The organism is Pseudomonas sp. K2I15 (genome assembly GCF_002204795.1).
Taxonomy (GTDB): domain Bacteria; phylum Pseudomonadota; class Gammaproteobacteria; order Pseudomonadales; family Pseudomonadaceae; genus Aquipseudomonas.
On sequence record NZ_NIXO01000009.1, the window covers coordinates 99,894 to 116,440 of the forward strand.

14 protein-coding genes are annotated in these 16,547 nt (G+C 60.2%); 3 read left to right on the forward strand and 11 right to left on the reverse strand.

Features of this window, described 5'->3' with window-relative positions; all coding sequences use genetic code 11:
* Positions 1–8: 8 nt before the first annotated feature.
* The 10 genes from CEC48_RS08655 to CEC48_RS08700 all read right to left on the reverse strand — a co-directional run bounded on the left by CEC48_RS08655 (position 9) and on the right by CEC48_RS08700 (position 12,799).
* Positions 9–1,571 carry a SpoVR family protein gene (locus tag CEC48_RS08655; RefSeq protein ID WP_088423357.1) on the reverse strand — a complete coding sequence of 521 codons (1,563 nt, stop codon included), beginning with the start codon at positions 1,569–1,571 and terminating at the stop codon, positions 9–11.
* Complete coding sequence (locus tag CEC48_RS08660; protein ID WP_003211000.1) at positions 1,568–2,839, reverse strand: YeaH/YhbH family protein; 1,272 nt, start codon at positions 2,837–2,839, stop codon at positions 1,568–1,570. The genes CEC48_RS08655 and CEC48_RS08660 overlap by 4 nt, the downstream gene beginning before the upstream one ends.
* Before the next feature lie 126 nt (positions 2,840–2,965).
* Positions 2,966–4,888: a PrkA family serine protein kinase gene (locus CEC48_RS08665; RefSeq protein ID WP_003210999.1), complete on the reverse strand. Its 1,923-nt coding sequence runs from the start codon at positions 4,886–4,888 to the stop codon at positions 2,966–2,968.
* Positions 4,889–5,173: 285 nt separating this feature from the next.
* Positions 5,174–5,503 (reverse strand): thiosulfate sulfurtransferase GlpE, encoded by a 330-nt coding sequence (glpE, locus tag CEC48_RS08670; protein WP_088423358.1) that lies wholly within the window; start codon positions 5,501–5,503, stop codon positions 5,174–5,176.
* A 33-nt stretch (positions 5,504–5,536) separates the two neighbouring features.
* Positions 5,537–6,388 carry a symmetrical bis(5'-nucleosyl)-tetraphosphatase gene (locus tag CEC48_RS08675; RefSeq protein ID WP_088423359.1) on the reverse strand — a complete coding sequence of 284 codons (852 nt, stop codon included), beginning with the start codon at positions 6,386–6,388 and terminating at the stop codon, positions 5,537–5,539.
* On the reverse strand, positions 6,388–6,768 hold the full coding sequence (gene apaG / locus CEC48_RS08680) for a Co2+/Mg2+ efflux protein ApaG (RefSeq protein WP_003210996.1): 381 nt from the start codon (positions 6,766–6,768) through the stop codon (positions 6,388–6,390). The genes CEC48_RS08675 and apaG overlap by 1 nt, the downstream gene beginning before the upstream one ends.
* Positions 6,769–6,875: 107 nt before the next feature.
* Entirely contained in the window at positions 6,876–7,688 is an 813-nt protein-coding gene (gene rsmA / locus CEC48_RS08685; RefSeq protein WP_088423360.1) for a 16S rRNA (adenine(1518)-N(6)/adenine(1519)-N(6))-dimethyltransferase RsmA, read from the reverse strand.
* Positions 7,685–8,674, reverse strand: coding sequence for a 4-hydroxythreonine-4-phosphate dehydrogenase PdxA (gene pdxA / locus CEC48_RS08690; RefSeq protein WP_088423361.1), 990 nt, complete (start codon positions 8,672–8,674; stop codon positions 7,685–7,687). The genes rsmA and pdxA overlap by 4 nt, the downstream gene beginning before the upstream one ends.
* Complete coding sequence (locus tag CEC48_RS08695; RefSeq protein WP_371917750.1) at positions 8,671–10,008, reverse strand: peptidylprolyl isomerase; 1,338 nt, start codon at positions 10,006–10,008, stop codon at positions 8,671–8,673. The genes pdxA and CEC48_RS08695 overlap by 4 nt, the downstream gene beginning before the upstream one ends.
* Complete coding sequence (locus CEC48_RS08700) at positions 9,989–12,799, reverse strand: LPS-assembly protein LptD (protein ID WP_088423363.1); 2,811 nt, start codon at positions 12,797–12,799, stop codon at positions 9,989–9,991. Before CEC48_RS08700 ends, CEC48_RS08695 begins: the two co-directional genes overlap by 20 nt.
* A gap of 130 nt (positions 12,800–12,929) precedes the next feature.
* On the opposite strand from CEC48_RS08700, the gene CEC48_RS08705 reads away from it, so the two are divergent.
* Genes CEC48_RS08705 through CEC48_RS08715 form a run of 3 tightly spaced genes read left to right on the forward strand, consistent with a single transcriptional unit; the run spans position 12,930 to position 15,389 of the window.
* Complete coding sequence (locus tag CEC48_RS08705) at positions 12,930–13,949, forward strand: aminoglycoside phosphotransferase family protein (RefSeq protein ID WP_088423364.1); 1,020 nt, start codon at positions 12,930–12,932, stop codon at positions 13,947–13,949.
* On the forward strand, positions 13,946–14,620 hold the full coding sequence (gene murU, locus CEC48_RS08710) for an N-acetylmuramate alpha-1-phosphate uridylyltransferase MurU (RefSeq protein WP_088423365.1): 675 nt from the start codon (positions 13,946–13,948) through the stop codon (positions 14,618–14,620). Before CEC48_RS08705 ends, murU begins: the two co-directional genes overlap by 4 nt.
* Before the next feature lies 1 nt (position 14,621).
* Positions 14,622–15,389 (forward strand): TerB family tellurite resistance protein, encoded by a 768-nt coding sequence (locus CEC48_RS08715; protein WP_088423366.1) that lies wholly within the window; start codon positions 14,622–14,624, stop codon positions 15,387–15,389.
* Positions 15,390–15,554: 165 nt separating this feature from the next.
* Here the strand turns inward: CEC48_RS08715 and CEC48_RS08720 are convergent, their stop codons facing one another.
* Complete coding sequence (locus tag CEC48_RS08720; RefSeq protein WP_088423367.1) at positions 15,555–16,529, reverse strand: alpha/beta hydrolase family protein; 975 nt, start codon at positions 16,527–16,529, stop codon at positions 15,555–15,557.
* Positions 16,530–16,547: the final 18 nt, after the last annotated feature.

Consider the following 16,547-nt stretch of genomic DNA (forward strand, 5'->3'; position numbering starts at 1 on the left):
TTGCCGTTTCACAGATGCACGACGGCCAGGTCCAGGCGACCGTAATCGTTATCGCTGTGTTCGTTGCGGGGCGGAACATGGTGGGTTTTCATCACCTGGTCGCCTTGCAGCGTTTCCAGGTGAATATCGAACCCCCACAACCGGTGCAGGTGCTTGAGGACTTCGTCAGTGGACTCTCCCAGCGGTTTGCGGTCGTGCTGCTGGTGGCGCAGGGTCAGCGACCGATCGCCGCGTACGTCGATGCTGTAGATCTGTACGTTGGGTTCGCGATTGCCCAGGTTGTACTGCGCCGCGAGGGTTTCACGGATAGTGCGGTAACCTGGTTCGTCATGAATCGCCGGCACCAGCAGATCGTCCTTGAGGTCGTCATCCATGATGCTGAACAGCTTGAGGTCACGGATCACCTGGGGCGACAGGTACTGCAAGATGAAGCTTTCATCCTTGAAGCTGCTCATGGCGAACTTGATGGTCGACAGCCAGTCGCTGCCCGCGATGTCCGGGAACCAGCGGCGGTCTTCTTCGGTGGGGTGTTCGCACATGCGCCGGATATCCCGGTACATGGCAAAACCCAGGGCATACGGGTTGATGCCGCTGTAGTACGGGCTGTCAAAGCCCGGCTGGTAGACCACGCTGGTGTGGGACGTCAGGAACTCCATCATGAAGCCGTCGGTCACCAGGCCTTCGTCGTACAGGTCGTTCATCAGGGTGTAGTGCCAGAACGTAGCCCAGCCCTCGTTCATCACCTGGGTCTGGCGTTGTGGGTAGAAGTACTGGGCAATCTTGCGCACGATCCGCACGATTTCCCGCTGCCAGGGCTCCAGCAATGGCGCGTGTTTTTCGATGAAGTACAGGATGTTTTCCTGAGGTTCGGCGGGGAAGCGCGCATTGTCCTTGTCGCTGTTCTTGCCGGCGCGTTTGGGAATGGTGCGCCAGAGGTCGTTGATCTGTTTCTGCAGATGCTCTTCACGGTCTTTCTGGCGCAGCCGTTCTTCCTCGGCAGAGATCGGATAGGGGCGTTTGTAGCGGTCGACACCGTAGTTCATCAGGGCATGGCAGGAGTCGAGCAGGTCTTCCACCGCATCGATGCCGTGGCGCTCCTCGCACTGCATGATGTACTGCTTGGCGAATACCAGGTAATCGATGATCGAGCTGGCATCGGTCCAGGTGCGAAACAGGTAGTTGCCCTTGAAGAAGCTGTTATGCCCATAGCAGGCATGAGCCACCACCAGCGCCTGCATGCAGATGGTGTTTTCTTCCATCAGGTAGGCGATGCACGGGTCGGAGTTGATGACGATCTCGTAGGCAAGACCCATCTGCCCACGGGTGTAGGACTTTTCAGTGCTGAGGAAGTGTTTGCCGTAGGACCAGTGGTGATAGCCCAGGGGCATGCCCACGGACGCATAGGCGTCCATCATCTGTTCGGCGGTGATCACTTCGATCTGGTTGGGGTAGGTGTCCAGGGCATAACCCGCCGCGATGCGGCTGATTTCCCGGTCATAGGCCTGGATCAGTTCGAAGGTCCATTCGGACCCTGTGGATATGGGTTGGCGCTTATGCTCTTTGGCGGTCATGTCACTAACCTGCGCTGGAAGAGTTCACGGAAGACCGGATAGATATCGCCGGCCGAGACCAATTGTTGCTGGGCGAACGTGTCAGCGAAGGCTTCGCTGATGCGCTCGTATTCGAACCACAGCGCCTGGTGTTCGCGCGGGGTGATTTCGACGTAGGTGTAGTACTGCACGAACGGCATGATCTGGTTGATCAGAATGTCGCGACAGATCGGTGAGTCGTCGTTCCAGTTGTCGCCGTCGGAGGCCTGGGCAGCGTAGATGTTCCACTCGTTGGCCGGATAGCGCTCGGCCATGATTTCCTGCATCAGCTTCAAGGCGCTGGAAACAATGGTGCCGCCGGTTTCCCGCGAGTAGAAGAACTCCTCTTCATCGACTTCCCGGGCGCTGGTGTGATGGCGGATGAACACCACATCGATCTTGTCGTAGTTACGCTTGAGAAACAGGTACAGCAGGATAAAGAAGCGCTTGGCGATATCCTTGGTCGCTTGGGTCATGGAGCCGGACACGTCCATCAGGCAGAACATCACCGCCTTGGAGCTGGGGTTGGGTTGCTTGACCAGCAGGTTGTACTTCAGGTCGAAGGTGTCGAGAAACGGCACGCGGTGAATTCGTGCGCTGAGTTTGGCGATTTCGGCTTCGATTTCCTGAATATCGCCGAAGTTGTCTGGCTCTTCGCGTTTCAGGCGCTCCAGTTCTGCCTTGGCGTCCCGCAGTTTTGCCCGGCTGCTGCCCGACAACGCGATACGCCGGGCATGGGCTGAACGCAGGGTGCGGATGATGTTGATCCGTGACGGATTACCTTCGTTGCTGATCCCGGCGCGCACGGTCTTGAAGGTGTCGGTGCCGGTCAGGTTGCGTTTGACCAGGTTGGGCAGCTCCAGGTCTTCGAACATGAACTCCAGGAACTCTTCCTGGGTGATCTGGAACACGAACTCATCCATGCCTTCGCCGGAGTTGCCGGCCTTGCCCGGGCCTTTGCCGCCCGCGCCGCCTTGAGGGCGCTGGATATGCTCGCCGCTGGTGAATTCCTTGTTGCCCGGATGCACGACGGTCTGTTTGCCGCCCCGGCCGTGGTGAAGCACCGGTTCATCGATGTCGCGTCCGGGAATGCTGATCTGCTCGCCGTGCTCCATGTCGGTGATGGAGCGGCGGCTGACGGCCTCTTCGACGGCCTTTTTGATGTGGTCACGGTAACGCCGCAGGAAACGCTGGCGGTTTACCGTGCTCTTGTTCTTGCCATTGAGACGTCGGTCGATCACATAGCTCATGTGGGAGCCCTCCGGGCAGCTTCAAGTTACAAGCTTCAAGCGGCAAGCTGGAAGCTTAAAGACAAGCGGTCGATTGCCAGGCTGTCCGGCGTACCGGGAGCCTGGCATTTCACGCTTGTCGCTGCCTTACTGCGATTTGCGCACCCGCAGGTACCACTCGGAGAGCAGTCGTACCTGTTTGTCGGTGTAGCCACGCTCGACCATTCGAGTGACGAAGTCGTTGTGTTTTTGCTGATCCTCCTTGCTGGCCTTGGCGTTGAAGCTGATGACCGGCAGCAGGTCCTCGGTGTTGGAGAACATTTTCTTCTCGATGACCACCCGCAGCTTCTCGTAGCTGAGCCAGGTAGGGTTCTTGCCGTTGTTGTTGGCTCGGGCGCGCAGTACGAAGTTGACGATTTCGTTGCGGAAATCCTTCGGATTGCTGATGCCGGCGGGTTTTTCGATCTTTTCCAGTTCCTCGTTGAGGGCCACGCGGTTGAGAATCTCGCCGGTTTCCGGGTCGCGGTATTCCTGGTCCTGAATCCAGAAGTCCGCATACAGCACGTAGCGGTCGAAGATGTTCTGGCCGTATTCGCTGTAGGACTCCAGGTACGCGGTCTGGATTTCCTTGCCGATGAACTCGATGTAGCGCGGTGCCAGGTATTCCTTGAGGAAGCGCAGGTAGCGTTCGCGGGTTTCGGCCTGGAATTGTTCCTGTTCGATCTGCTGTTCCAGCACGTAGAGCAGGTGCACCGGGTTGGCGGCGATTTCGTGCGGGTCGAAGTTGAAGACTTTGGACAGGATCTTGAACGCAAAGCGTGTCGACAGGCCGTTCATGCCCTCGTCCACGCCCGCCGTGTCGCGGTACTCCTGGATCGACTTGGCCTTCGGATCGGTGTCCTTGAGGTTCTCACCGTCATACACCCGCATTTTCGAGTAGATGTTGGAGTTCTCCGGCTCCTTGAGACGCGACAGTACGGTGAACTGGGCCAGCATCTTCAGGGTGTCAGGCGCGCAATGGGCCTTGGCCAGGGAGCTGTTGAACAGCAGCTTGTCGTAAATCTTGATTTCATCGCTGACCCGCAGGCAGTACGGCACCTTGACGATGTAGATCCGGTCGATGAAGGCTTCATTGTTCTTGTTGTTGCGGAAGGTGTGCCATTCCGATTCGTTGGAGTGGGCCAGCAGGATCCCGGTGAACGGAATCGCCCCCAGGCCCTCGGTGCTGTTGTAGTTACCTTCCTGGGTCGCAGTGAGCAGTGGGTGCAGCACCTTGATCGGCGCCTTGAACATCTCCACGAACTCCATCAGGCCCTGGTTGGCCCGGCACAGTGCGCCCGAGTAGCTGTAGGCGTCGGCGTCGTTCTGCGGGAATTCTTCTAGTTTGCGGATATCGACCTTGCCCACCAACGCCGAGATGTCCTGGTTGTTCTCGTCACCCGGTTCGGTCTTGGCCACGGCGATCTGGTTGAGGATCGACGGATAGAGCTTCACCACCCGGAATTGGCTGATGTCGCCGCCGAATTCGGCCAGGCGCTTGGTCGCCCAAGGCGACATGATGGTGTTGAGGTAGCGCCGTGGAATGCCGAAGTCTTCTTCGAGGATCGCGCCATCTTCCGTGGCGTTGAACAGCCCCAAGGGCGACTCGAACACCGGCGAGCCCTTGATGGCGTAGAACGGCACCTTCTCGATCAGCTGTTTGAGCTTCTCGGCCAGGGACGACTTACCGCCGCCGACAGGGCCGAGCAGGTAGAGGATTTGTTTCTTCTCTTCCAGGCCTTGGGCGGCATGGCGGAAATACGAGACGATCTGGTCAATGCATTCTTCCATGCCGTGGAAGTCTTCAAAGGCCGGGTAGCGGCGGATCACCTTGTTCGAGAAAATTCGCGACAAGCGCGAATTGGCTGCAGTGTCCACCAGCTCCGGCTCGCCGATCGCCAGTAGCAGGCGTTCAGCGGCAGACGCGTAGGCGCTGCGGTCCTTTTTGCACAGTTCGAGATACTCCTGAAGCGAGAGCTCTTCCTGGCGGGTGGACTCGAAGCGTTGTTGGAAGTGGCTAAAAATACTCATGACGTCGTCACCTCGCTCGATACGTGGAGCCGACGCCGGATCAATCAGTCGATGCTGGCAGTCATTGGTGGACACCAATGGCCGTTTTCCCCCCAGAACACCCTGAAACGCTACCGATGACCCGCACGCCGGTGTACCGGCTCTCCCCTGTTTTGGATGGCCTGCGCTTAAGGATAGTTCGGAATTAGGGAGGTCAAGGCGCGATACGTAATTAGTTTGGCTGCGCCGTTCGTCAGAAACGGCGCGAGGCCAAGCGTCACGCGGGATAGCGGGGTTTGAAAAAAATTATTGCGCGTCGCCTGCGGCAATTTCTGCAGGATACGTCGTACGCCATAGCTCAAAGCCACCGTCGAGGCTATAGACATCGCTGAAGCCCTGGCTCACCAGATAGGCCGCCGCGCTTTGGCTCGAGTTGCCGTGGTAGCAAGCCACAATCACCGGTGCGTCGAGGTCGGCGGCGCGGATGAAATCGGCGATGTTGTGGTTGTCCAGATGCTGGGCACCACTGATGTGGCCGGCGATGTAGGTCGGCTGGTCACGGATGTCGACAACCACGGCGCCTTGCTCGCGCAGGGCCTGGGCTTGTTCGGGAGGGATACGTTTGAATTCAGTCATGGCGGGCTCCTTTGGCCTGTATGAAAGCGCGGCTCAGCGCTTTGCCGTGGCCTGCAGTTGTTCGGGAATGGGCGACTCGCACTGGCAGCTCGAGCGCTCGCCGGTGTCGATGTTCATCAGGGTCATGGCGCCGCCCCACACGCAACCGGTGTCGAGGGCGAACACACCCGGTTCATCACATTTGCCTTCCAGGGCTGCCCAGTGACCGAAGATGATCTTCGTTTCACGGGTCTTGCGCTCCTTGTGGGCGAACCAGGGCTTGTAGCCGGGCAGCGCGGTGTCGGCGCCTTCCTTGCTCTTGAGGTCCAGCTTGCCTTCGGCGGTGCAGAAGCGCATGCGGGTGAAGTAGTTGGTGATCACCCGCAAGCGGGCGACGCCGGTGAGTTCGTTGTCCCATTTCACGGGCTCGTTGCCGTACATGCCATCCAGGTAGGCGGTATACAGGGTGTCATCGGCCAGGGCGGCTTCGACTTCGCTTGCACACTTGAGGGCTTTCTTCAGCGTCCACTGGGGTGGAATGCCGGCATGCACCAGCGCGATGTCGCGGCTCTCGTCGTAGTGCATGATTTTTTGCCGGCGCAGCCAGTCAAGCAGCTCAGCACGGTCTGGCGCCTCGAGGATTTCCCGTAGGGTATCGCCCTTTTTCAGACGCTCGATGTTATTGCCGGCCGCCAGCAGGTGCAGGTCATGGTTGCCCAGCACGCACACCAGGGAGTCGCGCATGCCATAAAGGAAGCGCAGGGTTTTCAGGGATTGCGGGCCACGGTTGACCAGATCGCCTACCAGCCACAGGCGATCCTTGACCGGGTCGAAGGCCACGCGGTCGAGCAGGCACTTGAGCGGTTCCAGGCAGCCTTGCAGGTCGCCGACGGCGTACGTCGCCATCAGTGCAGGGCTCCGGGTACCGCGAGGCGGAAGGGAGCGATGATGGCGTCGAAGTGTTTGCCGTCGTCGGCGAGCATCTGGTAGCTGCCTTGCATGTTGCCGACGCGGGAGGTCATGACGGTACCGCTGCTGTAGGTGTGGCTCTTGCCGGGGGCGATCAGCGGCTGTTGGCCGACCACGCCGGCGCCACGTACTTCCTCGACCTGGCCGTCACCGTCGGTGATGACCCAGTGGCGCGACAGCAGCTTGGCAGGCAGTTCACCGTTGTTTTGCACAGTGATGGTGTAGGCGAACGCAAAACGGTTCTGCTCGGGTTGCGATTGTTCCGCCAGAAAGCGGGTGACGACGCTGACGTCGATCTGATAACGAGGATCGGACATGCAAGAGGCCTTAAAAGCAAAAGCGGGGGAACAGCGGATGCCGGTCAGTCTAGGCCAAGTGGTGGGCACTAGGCCAGACATGCTGTCTGGCTGTGCCCGACTCCGCTTTATTCGGCCGCAGGCGTTGGCTGAATGGCGAGCTGATCAGCCAGGCGCACAAAGGCAGCCAGGTCCAGCTGCTCGGGGCGCAGGCTGCCGTCGACGCCGGCAGCTTCGATTTCAGCATTGCTGAGCAACGCCTTCAGCGTATTTCGCAGGGTCTTGCGGCGTTGGTTGAACGCTTCGCGTACCACGCGCTCCAGCAATTTGTGATCTTTGGCCGGGTGCGGCAACACTGCATGCGGCACCAGGCGCACGATGGCCGAGTCGACCTTCGGCGGTGGGTTGAACGCACCAGGGCCGACGTTAAACAGGTGCTCAACCCGGCAATGGTACTGAACCATGATCGACAGGCGACCCCAGTCACCGCCGCCAGGACCCGCTGCCAGGCGCTCGACCACTTCCTTTTGCAGCATGAAGTGCATGTCGCGGATGATGCCGGCGTTGTTCAGCAGGTGAAAAATCAGCGGCGTGGAGATGTTGTACGGCAAGTTGCCGACCACGCGCAGGCTGTTGGGCGCTGCATTGAGGCTGGTGAAGTCGAACTTCAGCGCATCGCCCTGGTGCAGGTTGAAGTTGGGCATGCCGGCGAACTGCTGGTTGAGGATCGGGATCAGGTCCTTGTCCAACTCAACCACGTCCAGTTGGCCGCCGCTGTTCAGCAGGCCTTGGGTCAGTGCGCCCTGGCCCGGGCCGATTTCCAGCAGGCGGTCGGAAGATTTGGCATGGATGGAGCGCAGGATGCGATCGATCACGCCAGCGTCGTGCAGGAAGTTTTGCCCGAAGCGCTTGCGCGCCCGGTGTTGGTAATGCTCAGTCATATACGGGTCTCGGCCATCTGATAGGCGGTTTCCAGGGCCACGTGCAGGCTGCCGGTATCAATCTTGCCGCTGCCGGCGAGGTCCAGGGCGGTGCCATGGTCGACGGAGGTGCGGATGATCGGCAGGCCCAGTGTCACGTTGACTGCGGCGCCGAAGCCTTTGTACTTCAGCACGGGCAGCCCCTGGTCATGGTACATCGCCAGCACTGCGTCGCAGTGCTCCAGATATTTGGGGGTAAACAGAGTGTCGGCGGGCAATGGGCCGCGCAGGTCCATGCCTTCAAGGCGCAGACGCTCCAGGGTTGGTTCGATGATGTCGATTTCTTCATGGCCCAAATGGCCACCTTCACCGGCGTGGGGGTTGAGCCCGCAGACCAGGATGCGTGGTTGGGCGATGCCGAATTTCTGCTGCAGGTCGGCGTGCAGGATGCGTGTTACACGTTCCAGGCGCTCGGGGGTAATGGCGTCGGCAATCTCGCGCAGGGGCAGGTGAGTGGTCACCAGCGCCACCCGCAGGTCACCTGTCGCCAGCATCATGACCACTTGTGCGGTGTGGGTCAGCTCGGCGAGGAATTCGGTATGGCCGGAAAAGGCAATTCCCGATTCGTTGATCACGCCCTTGTGCACGGGCGCGGTGATCATCCCGGCGAAATGCCCGTCGATGCAGCCTTGGCCGGCCCGCGTCAGTGTTTCCAGGACGAAGGCTGCATTGGCCTTGTTCAGTTGCCCTGCAACGACCTTGGCCGGCAGTGGGGTGTCCCACACGTACAGGCTGTTGGCCGGTGCTGGCAGATCAGGCCAGTTGCCCGGGCCCACCGACAGCAGATCGACAACCACACCCAGTTGCGCGGCCCGCTCAAGGAGCAGGTCGCGGCTGGTAATGGCAATCAGGGGGTGTGGCTGGGGTTGCGAGGCGAGTAGCAGGCACAGGTCAGGACCAATGCCGGCCGGCTCGCCGGGTGTCAATGCGAAACGCTTGGGTTTCACTGGGCTGCCTGGTCGGTGCCTGTTTGGTCGGCGCCAGGAAGCTTGTTCTCTACGTAGGCTTCGTCACGGATCTGACGCAACCAGGTTTGCAGCTCTTCGTCGTATTTACGGTTACGCAGTACGGTCAGGGCTTGTTGCTCACGGGCCTGGGCAGTGTTGTCAGTGGCACGACGGCCAAGGACTTCCAGCACATGCCAGCCGTATTGGGTCTTGAACGGCTTGGACAGTACGCCTTGCGGGGTCTTGGCCATGACGTCCTGGAACTCTGGAACCAGTGCTTTCGGGTCGATCCAGTTCAGATCGCCGCCGTTAAGCGCCGAACCCGGGTCTTCGGAATAGCTCTTCGCCAGTTCGCCAAAGTCTTCGCCCGCCTCGATGCGGTCATAGAGCTTCTGCGCCAGTTCCTTGGTTTGGGCTTCGGTACGGATCTCGCTAGGCTTGACCAGAATGTGACGAACGTGAACTTCGTCCTTCATCTGAGCTTCTTCGCCGCCGCGCTTGCCGAGCAACTTGAGAATGATGAAACCGCCTGGAGTACGGGCCGGCTGGGTGATGCCGCCCACTTCCATGGCGCTCAGCTCGCGGTCGAACGGTGGTGGCAGTTGGGCGGCTTTACGCCAGCCCATGTCACCACCTTCGAGGGCGTTGTCGCTGCCGGACTGGGCAATGGCCATCTGAGCAAAGTCAGCGCCTTGCTTGAGCCGGTCATACACAGCCTGGGTTTTCGCTGCGGCAGCGTTGAGCTGTTCAGCGTTGGCGCTGTCTGGCGTAGGAATCAGGATATTGGCCAGGTGCAGTTCTTCGGAAAGCTGCATCTTGCCAAGGTCGGAGGCGAGGAAGTTCTTCACTTCCTGCTCGGACACCTGAACCCGCTCGGCCACACGGCGCTGGCGCACACGGCTGATGATCATTTCACGGCGAATCTGGTCACGGGCGTCCTCATAGGACAGGCCGTCGTGAGCCAGGGCGGCGCGGAACTGATCAACACTCATGTTGTTGCGCTGGGCAATGGTGCCGACAGCCTGGTTCAATTCTTCGTCGCTGATACGGATGCCGGAACGATCGCCGATCTGCAATTGCAGGTTTTCAACGATCAGGCGTTCAAGCACCTGCTGGTCCAGCACGCTGGTAGGCGGTACGCCACCGCCACGCTTGGCGATGGTTTGCTGAACTTCCTTGACCCGTTGGTCCAGTTGGCTCTGCATGATCACGTCGTTATCGACGATGGCCACTACCTTGTCCAGCGGTTGAACCGCAGCGTGAGCTGCGGCAGTACCCAGGAACAGCGCGCCCAGCATCAGCGGGCGCAGACAATCAGAAAGCTTGGTCTTCACGTTCACGATAACCTTCAATGCCTTTGTCGAGGAAGCTCTCTACCTTGGCGCCGGTCAGGCCGCCGAGTCCTTTAAGGACGATCTGGAGGAAGAGCCCGTGGTCACCCTTTTCGTTCAGCGGGGCGATCTGGCTGTATTCGTCGTTGGAAACCCAGTAACGGTTGATGACGCGCAGTTTCCAGCAGCAGTTGTCGTACTCGAAACCACCAAAGGCTTCCAGGGTACGGTTGCGGGCATAGTCATACTGCCAGCGGGTGATCAGGTTCCACTGCGGAACGATCGGCCACATCATCGAGAAGTCGTGTTGCTGGATTTTGTAGTAATCCTTCACGAAGTTGTCGGTGCCCGGCGTGCCATAGTCGCCACCGAACTGCCATTTGCCGGTTAGCTGGTTGTAGACCACCTGGTCGTTGCGATAGCGGTAGCCGACGTTGATAACCTTGTTCGGGTTGTCTTCCGGCTGGTAGTGGAACATCGCGCTGCCGGAGCGTGGGCTGTGGCTTTCCGGGTCCCAGTTGTAGTCGGCAGTGGCGCGCCAGTCGCGGTTGAAGCGGAACTCGTAGTCCAGGGCGATCGGCGAAACATCCGACTGTGCGTCAGCACGGTCGGAGGCCAGGATACCTGGCAGTTGAACTTCGCGATTCTTGAAGTACACGGCCTCACCGACGCTGATGCGTTGACGTTCGAAGCCGTTTTCTTCGATCCAGCGGCTGGTCACGCCCAGGGAAAGTTTGTTCTCGTCGCCGATACGGTCGGAGCCGCTGAAGCGGTTGTCGCGGAACAGCGACGCATAGCTGAACGAGTACTCACTGGTGTCGAATACCGGGATATCGCTCTGGTCCTTGTTCGGCACATACAGGTAGTAGGCACGAGGTTCCAGCGTTTGACGGTAGTCTTTGCCGAACAAGTTGGTGTTGCGGTCGAAGTACAGGCCGCTGTCTACGCTGGCGACCGGTATTGCGCGGTCTTGTGAGCTTTTGAAGGTGCCACCGGCATAAGGGTTGGCTGCAGTTGCCGCTGCTTGCGCTGCGATAATCTGATTCTTGCCGGTGCTGTCCAAATCAAGATCGTACTTGGTATAGACGTACTTCAACTTCGGCGTAACGAAGCCGTAGGTCCAGTTCATCGGATATTCGACGGCTGGCGCGGCGTTCAGGCGAGTACCGTTGGCACGGGTCAGGCCGGTTACGTAGGTGTCGAGACGAGGCGATACCAGACCGTTCTCATCGGTGAAGTTGCCGTTCTCCAAGTCCCGATCAAAGCGCACGGCTTCAGTCTCATAAGAGAAATTCAACCCGCCCGGATGGTACGGCAGCTGACCATTGAAGGTGATCTGCGGCAGACGGTCATACGGCGTGATCTGGGAGATCGTCGCCAGCTGGTATGCCTGCAGGTTCAACCGCGCCTGGTAGCTATCGCCGCGATACGTCACGGAACCTTGCTGGTTCACGTAGTCGTTGCTCTTCACGCCTTCCTGATAGGACTTCAAGTCCTGGAAGTAGTAAGGATCGCTGATCGTGGTGTAGTCGACCTGGGTCAGTACACGCGAATCCAGGCCGCCCTTGTGCTGCCAGTTGAGCATGTAGCGGGTTTTTTCGTAATCGGTCTGGAGCTTGCGCTCGCTGCTGTCGTCGTTCAGATACGCGCCGCCAAACTGGCCTTCGCTGGACTTGGTGAGGTAGCGGAATTCGCCTTCCATCAACATGCCGCGCTTGGTCATGTATTGCGGGTACAACGTGGCATCGTAGTTCGGCGCCAGGTTGAAGTAGTACGGCGTAACCAGGGTGAAGCCGGTTTCGCCACCGGTGCTGAAGCTCGGCGGCAGGAAGCCGGATTGACGACGGTTGTCGATCGGGAAATAGATGTACGGGGTGTAAAGGATCGGAATGTCCTTCACTCGCAACGTCACGTTGGTCGCGGTACCGAAACCGGTGGCCGGGTTGAGCGTGATGTTGTTGCCCTTGAGCTGCCAGGCGTTGCTGTTCGGCTCACAGGTGGTGTACGTACCGTCCTTGAGACGGATGATCGCGTTCTCGGCACGCTTGGCGTACAGCGCGTTGCCGCGGATGCGCGATTTGTGGATCACGTATTCGGCGTTGTCGACCTTGGCGGCGCCGGTGTCCAGTTGGACTTCAGCGTGGTCGCCCACCAGCAGCGCACCGTTGTCGCGCAGACGAACGTTGCCGTTCAGCTCGCCACGGTTCTCGGCCTGGTACAGGTTGGCCTCGTCGGCCTCGACTTGCATGCTGCCCTGGCGCATGACGACGTCACCGGCCAGGGACGCGACTTGTTGTTCCTGCTCGTAACGAGAGGCCTTGGCACCGATGAAGGTCGGCGCGTCGCTCTTGTTCGTCTTGTCGTTCATGCCAGGACGGATCGGCTCGATGTACGCGCCGGAGCAATACGGGCCGGTTTCGGCCAGTTGTGCGGCGGTGAGCTTCTCGCGAGGGACCCAGTCCAGGTGGCTGTAGTCGGCGCTGCGCGAACGCAGGCCCCGGCCCTTGGCTTCGGTGACCAGTGCGGTCTGCGGCGCGGCCTCGGCACTGCCGGCAGACTCGCCTTGCGGCGTGCCACTGGCGGAGCTGACAGCACTGCCGTCATGCACCGGGCGCGGTGGCAGCGGGGCTGCGGCCGTCTTCGGCGCGCAATCCCAGGCACCCGAAGCAGAGACTGAGCAGTCATACTGTTCCGCGGCGACCACGAATGAGGTGGCGAAAGGTTGCATGGCCAGCAGACTGCCGGTTACCAGCAACGGAAATTTTCTACGAAACGCGGGGGATTTCAATGCCATCTTATTAGTCCGGGCTTCCTGCGTGCCATCTGCCCGCGGTGTGGGCCGCACGCCTCTCGATGGTCTGAAAAAGATGCGTGATAATAAAGCATGACCCGCTTGACGGCTAGCGCCGTCGGAGACCCTTGTAATGCCCGACCAAGATCTACGTTTGCAACAGCTGAAAGTCTGGCTTGATGAACAATTGCCCAGCCTTTTTACCGACCAGGGCTGGGGTGTCGTACCCCCGGCCACGTTGACCGCGGCCAGCAGTGACGCGAGTTTCAGGCGTTACTTTCGGTGGGACGGAGGAGGTCGCAGTTTTGTCGTAATGGACGCTCCGCCACCCCAGGAAAACTGCAAACCTTTCGTCGATATCGCTCATTTACTCGATCAATCGGGAATAAATGTTCCGAAAATTTATGCGCAAGATCTGCTTCGCGGCTTTCTTTTGCTTAGCGACCTGGGGAAAAAAACCTATCTGGACGTGATTGACGAGCAAAATGCCGATCAATTGTTCGCCGACGCCATCGACGCGTTGCTGGCTTTTCAACAGTTGCCGATGGAGGCGCCGTTGCCCAGCTATGACGTCGCGCTGTTACGTCGCGAGCTGGAATTGTTTCCTGAATGGTACGTTCGCCGTGAGTTGGGCATCGAGTTCGACACCCGGCAACTTGCCCTGTGGCAGCGCGTCAGCGAACACCTGATCGACAGCGCCCTGGCCCAGCCCAAGGTATTGGTGCACCGCGACTACATGCCGCGCAACCTGATGATCAGCGAGCCGAACCCCGGCGTGCTGGACTTTCAGGATGCGGTCTACGGCCCGGTGACCTACGACATCACCTGCTTGTTCAAGGATGCGTTCCTCAGTTGGCCGAAGGCGCGTGTGCGGGAATGGCAGCGCGGCTATTGGGAGCGTGCCGGCGCGTTGGGCATCCCGGTGCAGGCGGACTTCGAGGAATTCCTGCGGGCCAGCGACCTGATGGGCGTGCAGCGTCACCTGAAGGTGATCGGTATTTTCGCGCGCATCTGCCATCGCGACGGCAAGCCACGCTACCTGGCCGACGTGCCGCGCTTCTTTGCTTATATAGAGGCGGTACTCGCAGACCGGCCAGAGTTGCGCGAACTGGGTGAATTGCTGACGAGCCTGCGCCCCGAGGCGACCGTATGAAGGCCATGATCCTGGCCGCTGGCAAAGGTGAGCGGATGCGTCCACTCACCTTGCACACGCCCAAGCCGCTGATCCAGGCGGGCGGCAAGCGCCTGATCGAGTACCACCTTGAGGCACTGGCGAAAGCCGGCTTCAGCGATATCGTCATCAACCATGCCTGGCTCGGCCAGCAGATTGAAGGCTACCTGGGTGACGGTTCGCAGTTCGGTGTACGCATCCAGTACTCGGCCGAAGGCGAGCCGCTGGAAACCGGCGGCGGGATTTTCAAGGCGTTGCCGTTGCTGGGGGACGAACCGTTCCTGGTGGTCAATGGCGATATCTGGACCGACTACGATTTCGCCAGCCTCGACCGGCCGCTGGGCGGGCTGGCCCACCTGGTGATGGTCGACAACCCGGCGCATCACCCGTCCGGCGGTGACTTCTACCTAAAGGACGGTGCGCTTCATGATGCCGCTCCTGGTGCCGATAACCTGACCTTCAGTGGCATTTCCGTGCTTGACCCGAAGTTGTTCGCGGGTTGCAGCGCGGGTGCCTTCAAGCTGGCGCCGCTGTTGCGTGACGCCATGGCCAAAGGGTTGGTGACGGGGGAGCACATGAGTGGACGCTGGATCGATGTCGGGACGCTGGAGCGCCTGGCGCAAGTCGAAACCCTGCTGACAGCGGGGCACTAGGATGTTGTGGCCAGGGACTCTGATTGGAGCCGGGGCGGGCTTTGCCATTGCCAGCATTCCGGGGGCCATATTGGGCGCACTGCTGGGGCAGGCGCTGGACCGGCGCCTGGAGCTGCAAAGCTGGGCGCAACTGCGCGAACGCCTTGGTGGTCGGGCAGCGCTGCGCAATGACGAATTGCTGTTTGTGTTGCTTGGCCGCCTGGCCAAGAGCAACGGCCGGGTGGTGGACGGGCATATCCAGCAGGCGCGCCAGGAAATGCGCTCGCTGGACATGGCCGAGCCAGCCCAGCGCCGCGCAATTGCCGCGTTCAATCGTGGCAAGTCCGGCTCGGACCGGGTGCGCAGTTATTTGGGCGTGCTCAAGGCCCAGCCTCATGCGGCGGAAGGTGTGCTGCGTGCCTGTTGGCGCATGGCCTGGGCGGACGGCAAAGCCAGTACCGCCGAGCGCGAGTTGATTGAACAATGGGGCAAATGGCTGGGCTGGACGCTCCAGCAGCTCCAGGCGCTGGCGGCTGACTACGAGCCTGAGCGCAAGCCGTTGGCCAATCGTGGCGTGGCTTATCAGGAAGCTATGCGGATTTTGGGGGTGACCTCGACCACAGAACCGTCAGTGATCAAGCGTGCTTACCGGCGCCTGCTCAGCCGCCACCACCCGGACAAAATTGCCGGCAGTGGCGCCAGCCCCGCGCAAGTGCGCGACGCAACCGAACGCACCCGCGAGCTGCACAACGCGTATGCGCTGATTCGTGAGCGACGGGATTTTCGCTAGCGGATGCAGGAAGCGCTACTCGTTTACTGTGTACACCGGATCAACTGTGGGAGCGGGCTTGCTCGCGAATGCGGGGTGTCTGCCAGCTCATGAGTAGCTGATACACCGCATTCGCGAGCAAGCCCGCTCCCACATTTTGTTCTTCGGTATTTTTGAAATTTACGATCAGTTTCCGGTGGCTTGCGGGCTCAACCAACCGCGAATGCGTCGGTACAGTTGTTCTTGTCCGGCCGGGCTGTTGTCGGGGAAGGCCTTCAGGGACACCTGCTTGTAGTTGTCATTCTTCAAACGCTTGCTGGCCTGGGAACGCTCCTGGGCCGTTTTGCGTGCCTGGGCGTTGTCCTGATAGAAGACGTCGGCCGTCGCCAGCTTCAGTTTCGGTGCCAGTTGTTGCAGGTCCGGTTCACGGCCTGCTGGCGTTTGCGCGGCGACCATGACGAATTTCTGCACCTGCGCCGGTTGTTTTTCACTCAGGTAACGCGCCGCCCACCAGGCGCCGGTGCCGTGGCCGAGCAGCACAATACTGCGGGCGTTCTGGGTCTGGGCAAAGGCGAGGGCGGCATCAATGCGCGCGAAAATTCGCGAGGCGTCAGTCTTGTCTTGTTCATCGGCGCCTGGGACCACGGCCGGATCGGTGCCTTCAGCTTCAGCGCTGGCGGCTTGCTCCACGGGTTTGGCGACGGTGCTGGCATCTTTGCTGCTGGTGTCCACGGCCGCCTTGGGCGACTCGATGACGCGTGGCGGCAGCGTGTCCAGGGTCAGGTCCGGCAGCGACAAACTCAGGGTGCCCCAGGCTGCGTCCGGTAATTTTTTGCGCAATGGGGCGATTGCTTGAGGCCAGTCAGCACTTTCGCCGTTGCCAGGGACGATAATCACCACGCCTTCAGGTTCGCCACTGTTGGCCGGCTTCCACAGGGCGAGGAAGGAATCGCTGCCCGCCTGCAACTGTTGCTGTTCCTGCTGCGGGATTTGTCGCTCCAGAGCGTTGGCTTCTTCCTGGCTGCGCTCGGGCAAGGGCTGGCGCACCACGGGCTTTTCCGGGGCGGGAGCGGGAGTGTCGGCGGCCTCGACACAAAAGGCGCTGGTAAACAGCAGCGACAGGCACAATGCTGGCAGTGCCGAGCGGTGGGAAAGTGGCATCGTTGATTTCCGGCCAGA

Bases quoted from the DNA above. Each gene is read 5' to 3' on its own strand.
- CEC48_RS08655 (WP_088423357.1), bottom strand. From the start codon at position 1,571: ATGACCGCCAAAGAGCATAAGCGCCAACCCATATCCACAGGGTCCGAA.
- CEC48_RS08660 (WP_003211000.1), bottom strand. From the start codon at position 2,839: ATGAGCTATGTGATCGACCGACGTCTCAATGGCAAGAACAAGAGCACG.
- CEC48_RS08665 (WP_003210999.1), bottom strand. From the start codon at position 4,888: ATGAGTATTTTTAGCCACTTCCAACAACGCTTCGAGTCCACCCGCCAG.
- glpE (WP_088423358.1), bottom strand. From the start codon at position 5,503: ATGACTGAATTCAAACGTATCCCTCCCGAACAAGCCCAGGCCCTGCGC.
- CEC48_RS08675 (WP_088423359.1), bottom strand. From the start codon at position 6,388: ATGGCGACGTACGCCGTCGGCGACCTGCAAGGCTGCCTGGAACCGCTC.
- apaG (WP_003210996.1), bottom strand. From the start codon at position 6,768: ATGTCCGATCCTCGTTATCAGATCGACGTCAGCGTCGTCACCCGCTTT.
- rsmA (WP_088423360.1), bottom strand. From the start codon at position 7,688: ATGACTGAGCATTACCAACACCGGGCGCGCAAGCGCTTCGGGCAAAAC.
- CEC48_RS08700 (WP_088423363.1), bottom strand. From the start codon at position 12,799: ATGGCATTGAAATCCCCCGCGTTTCGTAGAAAATTTCCGTTGCTGGTA.
- CEC48_RS08705 (WP_088423364.1), top strand. From the start codon at position 12,930: ATGCCCGACCAAGATCTACGTTTGCAACAGCTGAAAGTCTGGCTTGAT.
- murU (WP_088423365.1), top strand. From the start codon at position 13,946: ATGAAGGCCATGATCCTGGCCGCTGGCAAAGGTGAGCGGATGCGTCCA.
- CEC48_RS08715 (WP_088423366.1), top strand. From the start codon at position 14,622: ATGTTGTGGCCAGGGACTCTGATTGGAGCCGGGGCGGGCTTTGCCATT.
- CEC48_RS08720 (WP_088423367.1), bottom strand. From the start codon at position 16,529: ATGCCACTTTCCCACCGCTCGGCACTGCCAGCATTGTGCCTGTCGCTG.